General features: G+C 71.8%; 15 protein-coding genes and 1 riboswitch. Of the genes, 13 read left to right on the forward strand and 2 right to left on the reverse strand.

Annotation, left to right across the window (positions count from 1 at the left end; genetic code table 11):
* The first annotated feature begins 71 nt into the window (after positions 1-71).
* The 7 genes from AB0O21_RS09290 to AB0O21_RS09320 all read left to right on the forward strand — a co-directional run bounded on the left by AB0O21_RS09290 (position 72) and on the right by AB0O21_RS09320 (position 7758).
* On the forward strand, positions 72-881 hold the full coding sequence (locus tag AB0O21_RS09290) for a c-type cytochrome (RefSeq protein ID WP_365168213.1): 810 nt from the start codon (positions 72-74) through the stop codon (positions 879-881).
* Positions 878-1936 (forward strand): Rieske 2Fe-2S domain-containing protein, encoded by a 1059-nt coding sequence (locus AB0O21_RS09295; RefSeq protein WP_365168215.1) that lies wholly within the window; start codon positions 878-880, stop codon positions 1934-1936. Before AB0O21_RS09290 ends, AB0O21_RS09295 begins: the two co-directional genes overlap by 4 nt.
* A complete protein-coding gene (locus tag AB0O21_RS09300) occupies positions 1933-3564 on the forward strand; it encodes a ubiquinol-cytochrome c reductase cytochrome b subunit (protein WP_365168217.1) in 1632 nt (543 codons plus the stop codon). Before AB0O21_RS09295 ends, AB0O21_RS09300 begins: the two co-directional genes overlap by 4 nt.
* 177 nt (positions 3565-3741) lie before the next feature.
* Positions 3742-4806, forward strand: a complete 1065-nt coding sequence (gene trpD, locus AB0O21_RS09305; RefSeq protein WP_365168219.1) for an anthranilate phosphoribosyltransferase — start codon at positions 3742-3744, stop codon at positions 4804-4806.
* A gap of 88 nt (positions 4807-4894) precedes the next feature.
* A riboswitch (SAM riboswitch) is annotated at positions 4895-5011 on the forward strand.
* A gap of 212 nt (positions 5012-5223) precedes the next feature.
* Positions 5224-6609 (forward strand): aminotransferase class V-fold PLP-dependent enzyme, encoded by a 1386-nt coding sequence (locus tag AB0O21_RS09310; RefSeq protein ID WP_365168221.1) that lies wholly within the window; start codon positions 5224-5226, stop codon positions 6607-6609.
* 13 nt (positions 6610-6622) lie between these two features.
* A complete protein-coding gene (locus AB0O21_RS09315; protein ID WP_365168223.1) occupies positions 6623-7168 on the forward strand; it encodes a ferredoxin in 546 nt (181 codons plus the stop codon).
* Complete coding sequence (locus AB0O21_RS09320) at positions 7165-7758, forward strand: ferredoxin (protein ID WP_365168225.1); 594 nt, start codon at positions 7165-7167, stop codon at positions 7756-7758. Before AB0O21_RS09315 ends, AB0O21_RS09320 begins: the two co-directional genes overlap by 4 nt.
* A 489-nt stretch (positions 7759-8247) precedes the next feature.
* Here AB0O21_RS09320 and AB0O21_RS09325 read toward each other — a convergent pair whose 3' ends face one another.
* Positions 8248-8529: an Lrp/AsnC ligand binding domain-containing protein gene (locus AB0O21_RS09325; RefSeq protein ID WP_008738815.1), complete on the reverse strand. Its 282-nt coding sequence runs from the start codon at positions 8527-8529 to the stop codon at positions 8248-8250.
* Positions 8526-9260, reverse strand: coding sequence for a rhomboid family intramembrane serine protease (locus tag AB0O21_RS09330; protein WP_365168228.1), 735 nt, complete (start codon positions 9258-9260; stop codon positions 8526-8528). The genes AB0O21_RS09325 and AB0O21_RS09330 overlap by 4 nt, the downstream gene beginning before the upstream one ends.
* A 122-nt stretch (positions 9261-9382) precedes the next feature.
* Between AB0O21_RS09330 and AB0O21_RS09335 the strand changes: the two genes are divergently transcribed.
* The 6 genes from AB0O21_RS09335 (at position 9383) to AB0O21_RS09360 (ending at position 15917) form a co-directional block, all read left to right on the forward strand.
* Positions 9383-9622: a hypothetical protein gene (locus AB0O21_RS09335; protein ID WP_008738811.1), complete on the forward strand. Its 240-nt coding sequence runs from the start codon at positions 9383-9385 to the stop codon at positions 9620-9622.
* Between the two features lie 41 nt (positions 9623-9663).
* Complete coding sequence (locus tag AB0O21_RS09340; protein ID WP_365168329.1) at positions 9664-11028, forward strand: NYN domain-containing protein; 1365 nt, start codon at positions 9664-9666, stop codon at positions 11026-11028.
* A gap of 253 nt (positions 11029-11281) precedes the next feature.
* Positions 11282-12307 (forward strand): NlpC/P60 family protein, encoded by a 1026-nt coding sequence (locus tag AB0O21_RS09345; protein ID WP_365168230.1) that lies wholly within the window; start codon positions 11282-11284, stop codon positions 12305-12307.
* A gap of 240 nt (positions 12308-12547) precedes the next feature.
* Complete coding sequence (locus AB0O21_RS09350) at positions 12548-13591, forward strand: NlpC/P60 family protein (protein ID WP_365168233.1); 1044 nt, start codon at positions 12548-12550, stop codon at positions 13589-13591.
* A gap of 38 nt (positions 13592-13629) precedes the next feature.
* Positions 13630-14754: a hypothetical protein gene (locus AB0O21_RS09355; RefSeq protein WP_365168236.1), complete on the forward strand. Its 1125-nt coding sequence runs from the start codon at positions 13630-13632 to the stop codon at positions 14752-14754.
* A gap of 20 nt (positions 14755-14774) precedes the next feature.
* Positions 14775-15917, forward strand: coding sequence for a glycosyltransferase family 4 protein (locus AB0O21_RS09360; protein WP_365168238.1), 1143 nt, complete (start codon positions 14775-14777; stop codon positions 15915-15917).
* Positions 15918-16114 lie beyond the last annotated feature (197 nt).

Here is a 16114-nt window from a genome sequence, read left to right on the forward strand (position 1 = left end):
ACGTCACCGGGCCCGACCCGGCACACCATCCAGAAACACCGACGCAGAAGATCCTGACACCGGGGTAATCCGTGAAAAAGCTCTCCGCACGACGACGCCATCCGCTGGCGGCGGTCGTCGTTCTACTCCTCGCGCTGGCGGCCACTGGGGGGCTGTACGCCGCCTTCGCCCCCGCGGGCAAGGCGCAGGCCGATGAAACCGCCCAGTCCCTCGCCATCGAGGAGGGCAAGAAGCTCTACGCCGTGGGCTGCGCAAGCTGCCACGGAACCGGCGGTCAGGGTTCCACTGACGGCCCCAGCCTGGTCGGCGTCGGCTCCGCGGCCGTCGACTTCCAGGTGAGCACGGGCCGCATGCCCGCCCAGCAGCCCGGCGCCCAGGTGCCGAAGAAGCCCAACATCTACACCCAGGCCCAGATCGACCAGCTGGCCGCGTACATCGCGTCCCTCGGCGCCGGCCCGATCACGCCGACCGAGAAGCAGTACGACCCGAAGGGCGCCGACATCGCCAAGGGTGGTGAGCTGTTCCGCAACAACTGCGCGCAGTGCCACAACTTCACCGGCGAGGGCGGCGCGCTGACGAACGGCAAGTACGCCCCGAACCTCGAGGGCGTCGAGCCGAAGCACATCTACGAGGCCATGCTCACCGGCCCGCAGAACATGCCCTCCTTCCCCGACAGCACCATGCCGGAGAAGGAGAAGAAGGACATCATCGCGTACATCCAGAACGTGAACGGCGAGAAGTCGGTCAGCCCTGGCGGCCTGAAGCTCGGTGGCCTCGGCCCCGTCTCCGAGGGTCTCTTCGGCTGGATCTTCGCTCTGGGTGCGCTGATCGCTGTCGCCGTCTGGGTCGCGGCCCACACCGCTAAGGCCAAGAAGTCATGAGTAGCCAAGACATTCCCGAAGAGAAGCACCTGCCGAGCGAGCAGGGCGACGCCCACCACGCCGGCGTAGCGGTCGCGGACGACCCGTTCGCGGACCCGGGCCTCCCGGTCCACAAGCCGCGCATCCAGGACATCGACGAGCGGGCGGCGAGGCGCTCCGAGCGCACCGTCGCGCTGCTGTTCACGCTGTCGATGCTGGCCACGATCGCCTTCATCGTCGCGTACGTGGCGATCCCGGTCGACAAGATCGTGTACATCTTCCCCATCGGGAAGGTGAGCGCGCTCAACTTCGCCCTGGGCATGACCCTGGGCGCGGCCCTCTTCTGCATCGGCGCGGGCGCGGTCCACTGGGCCCGCACCCTGATGTCCGACGTCGAGGTCGCCGACGAGCGCCACGAGATCGCCGCTTCGCCGGAGGTCAAGGCCAAGGTCCTGCAGGACTTCGCCGACGGTGCGAACGAGTCCGCCATCGGCCGCCGTCCGCTGATCCGCAACACGATGCTGGGCGCGCTGGCCCTGATGCCGCTCTCCGCCGTGATGCTCCTGCGCGACACGGGCCCGCTGCCCGAGGACAGCCTGCGCAAGACCGTGTGGGCCAAGGGCAAGCTGCTCATCAACCAGAACACGATGGAGCCGCTGCGTCCCGAGGACGTGCTGGTCGGTTCGCTGACCTTCGCCATGCCGGAAGGCCTGGAGGAGGAGCAGCACGACTTCCAGGTCCAGATCGCCAAGGCCGCCCTGATGATCGTCCGCATCAAGCCGGAGGACATCAAGGACAAGCAGGAGCTGGAGTGGTCCCACGACGGGATCGTGGCCTACTCCAAGATCTGCACCCACGTCGGCTGCCCGATCAGCCTGTACGAGCAGCAGACGCACCACGTGCTCTGCCCGTGCCACCAGTCCACCTTCGACCTCTCCGACGGCGCCCGTGTCATCTTCGGCCCGGCCGGTCACGCGCTTCCGCAGCTGCGGATCGGCGTGAATGACGAAGGCTTCCTCGAGGCGCTCGGCGACTTCGAAGAGCCCGTCGGTCCTGCATTCTGGGAGCGCGGATGAGTACTGCGACCACTGACACGAAGGCGCGCAAAGCGCCTGCCGGCGAGCGCGTGGCCGACTACTTCGACGGCCGCCTGGGCATCTACAGCCTGGCCAAGTCGAACATGCGGAAGATCTTCCCGGACCACTGGTCCTTCATGCTGGGTGAGATCTGCCTTTACACCTTCATCATCATCATCCTCACGGGTGTGTACCTGACGCTGTTCTTCCACCCGAGCATGAACGAGGTCGTGTACCACGGCTCGTACGTGCCGATGCAGGGCGTCCTGATGTCCGAGGCCTTCGCCTCGACGCTCGACATCAGCTTCGACGTCCGCGGTGGTCTGCTGATCCGTCAGATCCACCACTGGGCGGCGCTGATCTTCGTCGCGGCGATGGTCGTGCACATGATGCGCGTCTTCTTCACCGGCGCGTTCCGCAAGCCGCGTGAGGTCAACTGGATCTTCGGCTTCCTGCTGCTGTTCCTCGGCATGTTCACCGGTTTCACCGGTTACTCGCTGCCGGACGACCTGCTGTCGGGTACCGGTGTCCGCTTCATGGAGGGCGCGATCCTGTCCGTGCCGGTCATCGGCACGTACCTGTCGTTCTTCCTCTTCGGCGGAGAGTTCCCGGGCGGCGACTTCGTCGCACGGTTCTACTCGATCCACATCCTGCTGCTGCCCGGCATCATGATGGGCCTGCTGGTGGCCCACCTGATCCTGGTCTTCTACCACAAGCACACCCAGTTCGCGGGCCCCGGCAAGACGAACAACAACGTCGTCGGCATGCCGCTGCTGCCGGTCTACATGGCCAAGGCCGGAGGCTTCTTCTTCCTGGTCTTCGGTGTCGTCGCGGCCGTCGCGGCCATCGCCTCGATCAACCCGATCTGGGCGCTCGGCCCGTACCGGCCGGACCACGTGTCCACCGGTGCGCAGCCCGACTGGTACATGGGTATGCCGGAAGGCCTGATCCGAGCCATGCCGGGCTGGGAGATCAACCTGTGGGGCCACACGCTCGTCCTGGGCGTGTTCATCCCGCTGCTGCTCTTCCCGCTGGTGCTGTGCTCGATCGCCGCCTGGCCGTTCATCGAGGCCTGGGTCACCGGTGACAAGCGCGAGCACCACATCCTGGACCGCCCGCGCAACGTCCCGACCCGTACGGCCTTCGGTGTCGCCTGGCTCGCCGAGTACGTCGTACTGCTCATCGGCGGCGGCAACGACATGTTCGCCCAGTACTTCCACCTGTCGATCAACTCGATCACCTGGTTCGTCCGGATCGGCTTCTTCGTCGTCCCGGTCGTCGCCTTCATCGTCACCAAGCGGATCTGCCTCGGCCTCCAGCGCCGGGACCACGACAAGGTGCTGCACGGTCGCGAGACCGGCATCATCAAGCGCCTGCCGCACGGTGAGTTCGTCGAGGTCCACGAGCCGCTGCCGCAGGGCCGCCTGCACACGCTCACCGCGCACGAGCAGTACAAGCCGGTCGAGATCGGCCCGACGGTCGACGAGAACGGTGTCGAGCGCAAGGTGAAGGCCATGGAGAAGCTTCGCGCGAAGCTCAGCAAGGGCTTCTACGCGGAGAACAACCAGATTCCGAAGCCCACGGTTGAGGAGTACAAGGAGATCCAGTCCGGCCACGGCCACCACTGATCTCCCGAGTGACCGCACGACTGCATGACTGCATGAGGGACTGATTTCGGTCAGTCCTGGTGTCGCCACGGCGAGAGCCCCGTCCAGTGTCTGGACGGGGCTCTTTGCCGTCTCCTGGGCTGGATAGGCTGAGACCCGTAGATCTCTCCCATTCGTGTGGACCATCAGGAGCGGACCATGAACGTTGTGACCCCGGCAGGCGGCGACAGCGTGGCGGCCCGTGGCTGGCCGGGCATCCTCGACGCCCTGCTCACCGGCCGGGACCTGAGTGCCGACGACACCGCCTGGGCCATGGACCGGATCATGCGGGGCGAGGCCACCGACGCCCAGATCGCCGGGTTCGCGGTCGCGCTGCGGGCGAAGGGCGAGACGGTCGGCGAGATCAACGGCCTGGTCCGGGCCATGTACGAGCACGCCAACCTCATCGAGGTGCCGGGCCGCACGGTGGACATCGTCGGCACGGGCGGCGACGGGGCCAAGACCGTGAACATCTCCACGATGTCGGCGCTCGTGGTGGCCGGCACGGGCGCCAAGGTCGTCAAGCACGGCAACCGGGCCGCCTCCTCCGCGAGCGGCTCCTCGGACGTGCTGGAGAAGCTCGGCGTCAACCTCAACCTCACCCCGGAGCGGGTCGCGGAGGTCGCCGAGGAGGCCGGCATCACCTTCTGCTTCGCGGTGAAGTTCCACCCGGCGCTGCGGCACGTGGCGGCAGCCCGCAAGGAACTGGGCATCCGGACCACCTTCAACTTCCTCGGCCCCCTCACCAACCCGGCCCGGGTACGCGCCCAGGCCACCGGCGTCGCTGACGCCCGGGTGGCCCCGATCGTGGCGGGCGTGCTCGCCGAGCGGGGTTCCTCCGCGCTGGTCTTCCGCGGCGACGACGGCCTGGACGAGCTGACCACCACGGCCACCTCGCGCGTCTGGTGGGTCCGCGACGGAAATGTCTCGGAGCAGTCCTTCGACCCGCGTGACGTCGGCATCGGCCTGGTCGACGTCTCCGCCCTGGCCGGCGGCGACCCCTCGTACAACGCCGACGTCGCCCGCCGCCTGCTGGCGGGGGAGCGCGGCCCGGTCCGCGAGGCGGTGCTGCTGAACGCGGCGGCGGCCCTCGTCGCCCTGGACCCGGGCACGGGCACGCTGGAGGAGCAGCTCGCGGCCGGCATCACCCGCGCGGCCCAGTCCATCGACTCGGGTTCCGCGCAGGCCGCGCTGGAGCGGTGGGTGGCGGCCAGCAACGGCTGAATCCACCGATCGTTTCGAGCCTGGACCCCGGTCCACCATGTGGACCGGGGTCTTGCGCTCCGAGGATCTTGTGGCAGGATGCTGATCAGGTCACGAGTGACAGCGTGTAGGCCCCGGCTTGCTGTCCGGCAACCCTCCTTCCGTGGCGGGGTGCCCCGGGTGATGACCAGGTCGTAGGCAGCAAGGCCTACGGCAAGCGCGGATCCCTCGATACCAGGGGTCCTGGTCTACTCGAGGAGCGTTTTCCGTGAGCAAGCGAATGCGATAGGGCGACTCCGCCCCTTCTTCAACCCTCGGAACAGGGTCCCTTCCGCGTACCCGCGCATCGATTCCGAGGACTTCCCCGTACCCGCACACCCACGTGCCCGCGTACGGCGTACCGAAGCCATTCACCTCTGCCTGCCGGGAGATACCGCCATGTCCGCATCCCTGAACACCGCCGCCGCTGCCACCGCCACCGCCGTCGACCCCGCCTGTGCCGAGCCCCTCGCGGTCCTCGGCCGGGACGTGACCGTCCCGCTCGTCACCGGCGGCGAAGTCACCTACGCGGCCCTCGACTACGCGGCCAGCGCCCCCGCGCTCCAGCGGGTCTGGGACGACGTGGCCGCGTACGCCCCCTACTACGGCAGCGTGCACCGCGGCGCCGGCTACCTCTCGCAGCTCTCCACCGACCTCTTCGAGCAGAGCCGGGCCACGGTCGCCGAGTTCCTCGACTGCCGCCCCACCGACCAGGTGGTCTTCACCCGCTCCACCACCGACTCCCTCAACCTGCTCGCGGCCGTCCTCCCCGCCGACTGCCAGGTCTTCGTCTTCGAAACCGAGCATCACGCCTCCCTCCTCCCGTGGACGAACGCGCAGGTCACCTACCTCAACGCGCCCCGCACCCCCGACGAGGCCGTCGCCACCCTGGAGCGCGCCCTCGCCGACCGTGAGCCGTACGGCCCGGCGCTGGTCTGCGTCACCGGCGCGTCGAACGTCACCGGCGAGCTGTGGCCCGTCAAGGAGCTCGCCGCCGCCGCGCACGCCCACGGTGCGCGGATCGTGCTGGACGCCGCCCAGCTGGCCCCCCACCACCCCGTCTCCGTGCGCGAACTGGACGTGGACTGGGTCGCGTTCTCCGGCCACAAGCTCTACGCCCCCTTCGGCTCCGGCGTGCTCGCCGGCCGCGCGGACTGGCTCCAGGAGGCCGAGCCCTACCTGGCCGGCGGCGGCGCCTCGCGCAAGGTGGCCCGGCGCGAGGACGGCGGCGTGGACGTCGAGTGGCACACCACGGCCGCCCGCCACGAGGCCGGCTCCCCGAACGTCATCGGCGTGTACTCCATCGCCTCCGCCTGCCGTGCCCTGACCGAGGCGGGCTTCGACACCCTGGTCGCCCGCGAGCAGCACCTCATCCGCACGGTCCGCGAGGGCCTGGCGGAGGTCCCGGCGGTCCGCGTCCTGTCCCTCTTCGGGGACGACGCCCCGCGCGTCGGCGTCATCTCCTTCGTGGTGGACGGCTGGAACAGCTCCCACTTCGCCGCGGCCCTCTCCGCCGAATACGGCATCGGCGTCCGCGACGGCCTGTTCTGCGCCCACCCGCTGGTCCGCACCCTGCTGGGCAGCGAGCCCCAGGCCCAGGGCGAATGCGGAGCCCCCGAGGCCGCCCCGGGCGAGCGCTCCCTCAACGCCATCCGCGTCAGCTTCGGCGCCGGCACCCCCGACGAGCACGTGGAGCGCTTCGTCCGCGCGGTGAAGGAGCTCGTCTCGGACGGCGCCAAGTGGCAGTACCGCACGGAAGAGGGCCGCTGCGTCCCGGCCGTCTGACAGGCTGCGGATCATGACCTACTGGGACCCGATGGCCACCGTCCGGGCGACCACCAACTGGTTCGAGCCGTCCCCCGAGAAGTGGGCGCAGCGCAACCGGCTCAATGTGCCGGGCCCGTTCTACGGGGCCGAGACGGACAACTGCCTGACCGGACGGAACTGCGCGCCGGACCACGTGATGTACGACGACGGGGACTACCTCTGCCAGGAGTTCGTCTTCCGGCAACCGCGCACGGTGGAGGAGACCCGCGCCGTCCTGTGCGCGGTGGGGTGCGAGCCCTGGGGCGGGTACGGCCTCGATGGTGACGACCACTGGACCCCCGAACTGGTCCGCGACTGGTGGCGCGACCGGGGCGAGGTCCGCGCATGGGCGGTGCGCACAGAGCAGAGCTGGTCGGCGGAGACCGACAAGTACCTGCGCGAGGCGGCCGCGGGAGCCCGCGCGTTCGTCGCCCACATCGACGGGGACCTCGCGGACTACCTGCGCGGCTACCTCTTCTGGCTCCAGGAGCGCCGCCCGGCCGGGCCCGGGGAGAGCCTGCCGGAGCTGGGCGCGTGACGTACTGGGACCCGCTGCCGACCGTCCGGGCCGTGGTCGGCAAGCCGTTGCCGCCGGGGAGGCACTGGACGGATCCGGTGCGCCACGACTGGTCCGGGCCGGCACCCGAGGGGTGGGAGAAGCGCGACTGGCGCAGTGTCCCGGGCCCGTTCTACGCGTCGGAGACCGACACCTGCTGGACGGGGCGCGTCTGCGCGCCCGCGAACGTGCTGTACGACGACGACGGCTACGGCCAGGAGTTCGTCTTCCGCCAGCCCCGCAACCCGCACGAGGTCTACGACCTGATCTGCGCGGTCCAGTGCGAGGTCCTCGACGGGTACGGAGGCGACGGCGACGCGCACTGGACCCCGGAGCTGGTCCGGGACTGGTGGCGGGAGCGGGGGCGCGTACGCGAGTGGGCCGTGGCCTTGGACCGTACGTGGTCGGTCTCCGAACGGGAGGACCGGCGCGATGCCGCGGCCGGAGCCCGCGCGTACGTCGCCCACATCGACCACGACCTCGGCCCGTACCTCCGGAGCTACCTCTTCAGGCTGGCCGAGGGGCGCCCGGCCGGGCCCGCGGAAAGCCTGCCAGGGCTGCCTGGAGCGTGACCGCCGCCGTTCGCCGCCGGGTGCGGCGCCGTTCCGGGGGCTCCGCCCCGGACCCCGCGCCTCAATCGCCGGCGGGGCTGGAGTTTCGCTGGGGCGGGACCGGTCGGGTTGGGGCGGTGCCCCTCCGGAGTGTCTCCTCGTCCTCGCGCCTGCGGGCACCGCTTCGTCACGTGAGGGTGGTTGCGCGCTCGTCCTGCGGGGACCCTCCTGCGTGTCCCCACCCCAACAGCACACTCCCGACCCGCGGGGGCGGAGCGGGGGCACGGCGGGGCGTCCCCGCAGGACGAGCGCGCAACCACCCTCAATGGCCGCGAGGTGCCCGCAGGCGCGAGGACGAGGAGACGCCCCGGCGGGACACCGCGCAGTAGTCGCAGGACCGGACCCCGCCCGGCAAAACCCAGCCTCGCCGGCGTTTGAGGCGCGGGGTTTGGGGCGGAGCCCCAGCAGCAACGCCGCCCCGAGGCGGCCAGGCCCCGCACCCCGCAGGGGCTACGCGTCCAGCCCGATGGCGAACGCCGCCTCCAGGTCGTGCTGGGAGTACGTACGGAACGCCACGTGCGTGTCCGTCGCCTCGACGCCCGGGATCTTGCTGATGCGGCCCGGGATGATGTCCGCCAGGTTCTCGTGGCGGGCCACGCGGACCAGCGCGATCAGGTCGTACGTACCGGTGACGGAGTAGACCTCGCTGACGCTGTCCAGCGCGGCGATGGACTCGGCGATCTCGGGGATGCGGTCCACGCTGGTCTTGATGAGCACGATCGCGGTGATCACGGTTGGCTGTCTCCCTCGGTGGCCGTCGCTGGTCGGTTCACTCTAGTCGTACGCCGATACCGGGCCCACGCGTAGAGAAAGCCCAGGGAGAAGCCCACCAGGTGGGCCAGGTACGCCACCCCGGGCCCGTTGCCGGCCCGGTGCGCCGCCACCCCCTGGAGGGCGAACCAGAACAGCAGCACGATCCACGCCGGGAAGCGCAGCGGCAGGAAGAACAGGAAGGGGAACAGGCTCGTCACCCGGGCCTGCGGGAGCAGGCACAGGAAGGCCCCCAGGACCGCCGAGATCGCGCCGGACGCGCCGACCAGGGTCTGGTCCGAGCCCGCGTTGGCCGCCGCGTACGCGGCGAGGGCCAGGTAACCCGTACAGACGTAGAAGACGAGGAAGGCCGGGCGGCCCATCCGCTCCTCCGCCATCGCGCCGAAGACGTAGAGGAAGAGCATGTTGCCGAGCAGGTGCAGCCAGCTGCCGTGGACGAAGAGCGCCGTCAGCGGCGTCAGCCAGGCGCGCGGGCTCCCCGTGAACAGCTCGTCCGGGACCACGCCCCAGCGCCGGAAGTACGCCGTCCCCGAGGTCAGCAGCGCGTCGCCCGTGCCGTAGACCGGGTTCAGCCCCGAGGCCGGGCCGAGGACGAACACCAGAGCGCATCCCGCGATCAGCGCATGGGTGACCAGCGGTCCCCGGGCAGCCTCGCGAACGGCCCGCCACCTTACGATCATGTGACAGAGCATGACGCAACCGGCCCCACCTGAAGCGGTGGCAGGCCGTAGGGTTACGAGCTGCGGTCCGACGAGACCACAGCGAACAGCTTTAATTGAATGAGCTACGAAGCTACGAAGGAGAGAGCGGCCTGATGACGGTTCCCCTGCCGACCGACACCACCCGGTGGCGCTGCACCCTGTGCGGCAACCTCACGCGCTTCGACGTCACCCGTTCGTCGAAGGTCGTGGAGTACGTCCACCTGGACCTCGCCGGGGAGCCCAAGGTCGAGGAGCGCGAGGTGGTCAATGAGACCATCGAGTCGGTCCGCTGCCGCTGGTGCAACGCGGTGGACCAGATCGAGCTCGTGGACAGGCCGGGCGCGGACTCCTGACGGAGCCGTGCCCAACAGGTAGATCACGGTAGGGGTGACGGATTGTGGAGCCAGCAAGCGGCGCTGAGCCGGCCGACGCGGCCGGCGACGCCGCCGAGGTGCTCGACCGCCCGCTGCCGGAAGGCGTGCGGCGTCGGGTCGTCGCGCTCGTCTCGGACGCCTTCGGCGGACTGACGGTCGCGGACCTCCCGGCGCAGCTGCGCCAGTACGCCCGTTTCACCCCGACCCGGCGGGCCAAGTTCGCCGGCAACGCCATGGCGGCGGCCGTCGAGACCGACGGCGTCTTCCGCAGCCGGGTCGCCGAGAAGCTGCGCGAGGCGCAGGCCGACCTGGCCGCGGCGCTGGAGTCCGGCGCGCCGCCCGCCGCCGCCGATCCGCTGGACGTGGCGGCCGCCGCGTACGTGCTGCGGCCGGTCGGCTGGGTCAAGCTGGTCGCCGCCGCGGGCGAGGAGGCGCAGCGCGCCGACGCCGAGCGGGTGGGCGAGGAGACCCGGCGCGAACTGGACCGGCTCCGCGAGGAGCTGGCCCACGTACGGGAACAGCAGCGCACCGGGGGCGAGCAGGTCCGGGCCGAGCTGGAGGCCGCCCGCAAGGAAGCCGAATCGCTTCACCGCAAGCTGCGCAGCGCCCTCAGCGACGTCAAGCGCGGCGAGGCGGCCCTGCGCAAGGTGAACGCCGAGATCGAGGGGATCCGCGGGGACGCGGCCGCCCGGGTGGCCGCCGCCGAGAGCGAGAGCAGGCGGCTCAAGTCCCGCCTCACCGAGGTGGAGACCGCGCTGGAGACCTCGCGCCGGGCCACCCGCGAGGGGCGCAGCATCGAGGACATGCGGCTGCGGCTGCTGCTGGACACCGTGCTGGACGCGGCCCAGGGGCTGCGCCGCGAGCTGGCGCTGCCGCCGGTGAACACCCGCCCGGCGGACACCGTGGACGCGGTGGAGCCGGGCCGGATGACGCCGAAGGACATCGCGGCGCGCGCCCTGTCGGAGACCGATCCGGCGCTGCTGGACCAGTTGTTGGCGCTGCCCCAGGCGCACCTGGTGGTCGACGGCTACAACGTGACGAAGACCGGCTATCCGACGATGCCGCTGGAGAAGCAGCGGCTGCGGCTGCTCGGCGGGCTGTCGATGCTCGCCGCGCAGACGGGCGCGGAGATGACCTGTGTCTTCGACGGGGCGGAGCTGGCGGCCCCGGTGCTGCTGGCGCCGCCGCGCGGGGTGCGGGTGCTGTTCTCCAAGGCCGGGGTGACGGCCGACGAGCTGATCCGCCAGCTGGTGCGCGCGGAGCCGCCCGGCCGCCCGGTGGTCGTGGTCTCCACCGACCGGGAGGTCGCCGACGGCGTGGCCAAGGCCGGCGCGCGACCGGTGACGTCCGCCTTGCTACTGAAGCGGCTTTCGCGCGTTTCGTAACTCCTGGCCCCAATGCCGGAATTGGCCGGGGGTGTGGGGGACGTACGGTCAAGTGCCCTGCACGGAGCGTGCGCTGTAGGTAAAGAAGCTGGTCGGAGAGCAAGTTTTTTCCCGTCGGGATTTGAACTGATCACAGCGAGGTCACTAAGGTCTGCTCAAACCTTCGTGCGGTAGATCACTCATTCGGGGTGTCGGCGGAGGTGCTGCCGAGCTTGTGTCCTTCGGCGGCTCTAGGAAGAAGGAGCTCGCCTTCGTGGCGTCCCACCGTCGACCCAAGCAGCCGAACCGCGCTCGTGTGACCGTCCTGACCGCGACAGCGGCCGCGGCCGTCGTGCTCTCCTCCCAGGGCGCCTCCGCCGCCCCGGCGAAGCCGAGCAAGGACGAGGTCAAGTCCCAGGTCGACAAGCTCTACGAAGAGGCTGAGCAGGCCACCGAGAAGTTCAACGGGGCCAAGGAGCGCCAGGAGAAGCTCGAGAAGGAGATCGCGGGCCTCCAGGACCAGGTCGCGCGCGGCCAGGGAGACATCAACGAGCTGCGCAACACGCTCGGTTCGATGGCCAGCGCCCAGTACCGCAGCGGCGGCATCGACCCCTCCCTCGCCCTCCTCCTCTCCGAGGACCCCGACAGCTACCTCGACAAGGCCGCCTCCCTGGAGCACCTGAGCGGCAAGCAGGTCGAGGCGGTCCAGCGGATCCAGGCCAAGCAGCGCACCCTCGCGCAGCAGCGCCAGGAGGCCGCGAGCAAGCTCGCCGACCTCGACGCCACCCGCAAGGAGCTCGGCGAGAAGAAGAAGGTCTCGCAGGAGAAGCTCGCCGAGGCCCAGGCCCTGCTCAACACCCTCACCGCGCAGGAGCGCGCCGCGCTCAAGGACGAGGAGTCCCGCGCGAGCCGCGCCGAGAGCAGCCGCGTCGAGCTCGGCAACGTCAGCGCCTCCGGCCGTGCCGGCGCCGCCCTCGCCGCCGCCAAGACCAAGCTCGGCAGCGCCTACATATCCGGCGCCGAGGGCCCCAGCGCCTTCGACTGCTCGGGCCTGACCCAGTGGGCGTACAAGCAGGCCGGTGTCAGCATCACCCGCACCACCTACACCCAGGCCAACGACGGCACGCGCATCAGCCGCAGCCAGCTCCAGCCCGGCGACCTCGTCTTCTTCTACAGCGACCTGCACCACGTGGGCCTGTACGCGGGCAACAACATGACGCTGCACGCCTCGAACCCGCGCGGCGGCGTCAAGTACGAATCCCTGGACAACATGCCGTTCATGTTCGGCGTCCGCATCTAGCGCCCCTCCCGTCACAGGACGCGCCGTACACCGCCCATCCGGGGGAATTACCGGTACGCGCTCTGACCACACGCCCCGCCGGTGACCTGCGTCTCCGGCGGGGCGTCACTGTGCGTGCCCTCCGAGGGTCGTTGGCCGGTGCCCGGTGGCGCGGCTACTGTCTGCCAGCGCGCGACCCGGCACACGACCGCCCACGGAGGGCGGACCCGGGCCCCGCGCAGCGGAAGGGAGCGGTCTCACGTGGCGTCCCATCGCCGGACCGGGCCGAGCGCCCTCGACCGGAACACGAAGGTCACCGTCCTCACCGCCGCCGCGGCCGGCGCCGCCGTCGTCATGACGGGCGCACCCGCGGGCGCGGCCCCCGGCCTCCCGCAGGAGCCGCCGGCGGGCACCCGCGCCCAGGTCGACCGGCTCCTGGAGGAGGCCGAGCAGGCCACCGAACGCTTCAACGAGGCGGGGGAGAAGGCCGGCCGGCTCCGCGCCGAGATCAACCGGGCCCAGGACGCGGTGGCCCGCGGCCAGGAACGCGTCAACACCATGCGCGGCATCCTCGGCACCTTCGCCGGGGCCCAGTACCGCAGCGGCGGCATCGACCCCTCCCTGGCCCTGATGCTCGCCGAGGACCCCGACGCCTACCTCGAACAGGCCGCGGCCCTGGACCGGCTGACCGGACGCCAGGCCCGCCAGCTCGACGAGCTGCGCGAGGAGCAGCGCCGGCTCGGCCAGGAGCGCCAGGAGGCCTCCCGCAAGCTCGCCGAACTCGAAGCCCTGCGCGCGGACGTGGCCACCCACAAGAGGTCCGTCACCGCCAAGCTCGCCGCCGCCCGGCGGCTGCTCAACGCCATGCCCAGCGAGGAACGGGCCGACTACGAGCGGGCCTCGCGCTCCGGCGGCCGCCAGGACGCGCTGCCCGAGCCGCCCGCCCCCGGGCCGTCCTCCGGCCGGGCCGCCGCCGCCGTGATGGCGGCCCGCTCGGCGGTCGGCCGCCCCTACGTATGGGGCTCCACCGGCCCCTCCGGCTTCGACTGCTCCGGCCTGATGGTCTGGTCGTACCGGCAGGCGGGCGTCTCGCTGCCGCGCACCTCGCAGGCGCAGCGGCACGCGGGCCGCCAGGTGCCGCTCTCGCAGGCCCGCCCCGGGGACCTGGTGACGTACCGCTCCGACGCCAGCCACGTCGGCATGTACGTCGGCAACGGCCAGGTGGTGCACGCCCCCTACCCGGGGGCCCGGGTGCGCTACGACCCGGTCGGGATGATGCCGGTGTCGTCGGTGACCCGCCCCTGATCCCCTGATCGCGGGGCGCGCGCACGTACGATCGGCCGATGCCCCGTGGTCGCCCCCTCGCGCGTGTCCTGCCGCTGCTGCTGTGCGTGCTGCTGAGTGCGTGCGGTACGGCGGGCGCTCCCCGGGGCGACACCGCCGAGCGGGCGGTCCGGCAGGCCGTCGCCGACTGGTCGCGGACGCCGCCCGGGCGGCTCTCCGGGATCCCGCTGGAGGGCTGGTCGTACGAGGTCGGCCCGGTCCGCCGGGACGGCGCGCGGGCGGCCACCGTACGGGCCGAACTGCGCTACCGGCTCGCCGGCTACGACAGCGCTCCGGCCGGCTCGGCGCGGGAGCTCTCGCTGGCCGAGGAGGGCGGGCGCTGGCGGGTGACCGCCGACCGGCCCGCCCCCGGCGCCCTGCCGCAGCTGTGGGACCAGGGGGCGGTGACGGCGGCCAGGGGAGCGCACTCGCTGGTGCTGGGCGGCGAAGGACAGTCCCCCGGGACCCTCGCGGCGATCGCCGCCGAGGCCGACCGGGCGGTGCCGGCCGTGAGCTCCGCGTGGCCGCGGGCGTGGGCGGGGCGGGTCGTGGTCCTCGTACCCGGGTCCCTGGAGCGGATGGCCGGGCTGCTGGGCCGCCCGGCCGACGCCTACCGGGGGCTGGGCGCCGTCACCACCGGGCAGGTCGGCCCCGGACCGGCCCCCGCGGACCGGGTGGTGGTCAACCCCGAGGCGTACCCGGAGCTGAGCGAGCAGGGCCGGCGGATCGTCCTGACCCACGAGGTCACCCACGTGGCCACCCGCGCCGCGACCTCCGCCACCACCCCGCTGTGGCTCTCCGAGGGCTTCGCGGACTGGGCGGCGTACCGGGACTCCTCCACGACCCCCGCGCAGGGCGCCCCGGCACTGGCCCGGGCCGTGCGGCGGGGCGAACTGCCGGCCGGGCTGCCCGCGACGGAGGACTTCGCCTTCGGCGGCGACCCCGAGGCGGCGGCGCGGGCGTACGAGGGCGCATGGCTGGCCTGCCGGCTGATCGCGGAGAAATGGGGGGAGGCGGGACTGGTGCGGCTGTACGAGGCGGCGGGCCGGGAGCCCCTGCCGAACGCGCTGGCCCAGACCCTGGGAACGGACCTCGACACGCTCACGCGGACCTGGCGGGAGTCCCTGCGCGGCGAGCTCGGCTGAACCGGTACTGTCGGCAGGCGATGCACAAGACGCTGATCGTGACCAACGACTTCCCGCCGCGCCCGGGCGGCATCCAGGCCTTCCTCCACAACATGGCGCTGCGGCTGGATCCCGACCGGGTCGTCGTCTACGCCTCCACGTGGAAGCACAGCGCGGAGGGCCGCGAGGCCACCGCGGCCTTCGACGCCGAGCAGCCGTTCCAGGTCGTGCGCGACCGTACGACGATGCTCCTGCCGACCCCCCGCGTGACCCGGCGGGCGGTGGGCCTGCTGCGCGAACACGGCTGCGAGTCCGTGTGGTTCGGGGCGGCCGCCCCGCTCGGGCTGATGGGTCCGGCGCTGCGGCGGGCGGGCGCGAAGCGGCTGGTCGCCACCACCCACGGGCACGAGGCGGGCTGGGCGCAGCTGCCGGCCGCGCGGCAGCTGCTGCGGCGGATCGGCGAGGGCACGGACACGCTGACCTACCTCGGGGAGTACACGCGCTCGCGGATCGCCTCGGCGGTGACGGAGCGGGCGGCGGCGCGGATGGTGCAACTCCCGCCGGGGGTGGACGAGAAGACCTTCCACCCGGAGTCGGGTGGCACGGAGGTCCGGGCGCGGCTGGGGCTCACCGACCGCCCGGTGGTCGTGTGCGTGTCCCGGCTGGTGCCGCGCAAGGGCCAGGACACGCTGATCCAGGCCATGCCGGGGATCCTGGCGGCGGTCCCGGACGCGGTGCTGCTGATCGTGGGCGGCGGGCCGTACGAGGACGACCTGCGGGCACTGGCCGCCGCCACGGGGGTCGCCTCGTCGGTGGTGTTCACGGGAGCGGTCCCGTGGTCCGAACTCCCCGCGCACTACGGGGCCGGTGACGTGTTCGCGATGCCGTGCCGGACCCGGCGGGGCGGGCTGGACGTGGAAGGGCTCGGCATCGTCTACCTGGAGGCCTCGGCGACGGGCCTGCCGGTGGTCGCGGGCGACTCCGGCGGGGCGCCGGACGCGGTGCTCGACGGGGAGACCGGCTGGGTCGTTCCCGGCGGCTCCCCTTCCGATGCGGCGGACCGCATCATCACCCTCCTGCAGGACCCGGCCCTGCGGGCGCGCATGGGCGAACGCGGCCGGGCGTGGGTCGAGGAGAAGTGGCGCTGGGACCTCCTGGCGGACCGGTTGCGCGAGCTGCTGTAGCCGCCGGGGGCGCGGGGCTGGGCTGCCGCTACGCGGCACTGGGCTCCGCCCAGACCCTCCCCCAGCTACCGCTGGGGGTGCCCCCTTCCTCAAACGCCGGAGGGGCTGGATTCGCTCTCGTAGGCCGCCATGTGCGGCTGGATCGCCCGCCGCGCAATTCCGGTGCCGCCGGGCAAAATCCAGCCTCTCCGGCGTTT

Origin of the sequence: Streptomyces sp. NPDC091371 (assembly GCF_040684275.1) — a bacterium.
GTDB lineage: Bacteria > Actinomycetota > Actinomycetes > Streptomycetales > Streptomycetaceae > Streptomyces.

What these genes read in the sequence shown, in the direction of transcription:
- AB0O21_RS09355 (WP_365168236.1), top strand. Translation starts at nt 13,630, where the DNA reads ATGCCCCGTGGTCGCCCCCTCGCGCGTGTCCTGCCGCTGCTGCTGTGC.
- AB0O21_RS09295 (WP_365168215.1), top strand. Translation starts at nt 878, where the DNA reads ATGAGTAGCCAAGACATTCCCGAAGAGAAGCACCTGCCGAGCGAGCAG.
- trpD (WP_365168219.1), top strand. Translation starts at nt 3,742, where the DNA reads ATGAACGTTGTGACCCCGGCAGGCGGCGACAGCGTGGCGGCCCGTGGC.
- AB0O21_RS09315 (WP_365168223.1), top strand. Translation starts at nt 6,623, where the DNA reads ATGACCTACTGGGACCCGATGGCCACCGTCCGGGCGACCACCAACTGG.
- AB0O21_RS09300 (WP_365168217.1), top strand. Translation starts at nt 1,933, where the DNA reads ATGAGTACTGCGACCACTGACACGAAGGCGCGCAAAGCGCCTGCCGGC.
- AB0O21_RS09360 (WP_365168238.1), top strand. Translation starts at nt 14,775, where the DNA reads ATGCACAAGACGCTGATCGTGACCAACGACTTCCCGCCGCGCCCGGGC.
- AB0O21_RS09335 (WP_008738811.1), top strand. Translation starts at nt 9,383, where the DNA reads ATGACGGTTCCCCTGCCGACCGACACCACCCGGTGGCGCTGCACCCTG.
- AB0O21_RS09310 (WP_365168221.1), top strand. Translation starts at nt 5,224, where the DNA reads ATGTCCGCATCCCTGAACACCGCCGCCGCTGCCACCGCCACCGCCGTC.
- AB0O21_RS09330 (WP_365168228.1), bottom strand. Translation starts at nt 9,260, where the DNA reads ATGCTCTGTCACATGATCGTAAGGTGGCGGGCCGTTCGCGAGGCTGCC.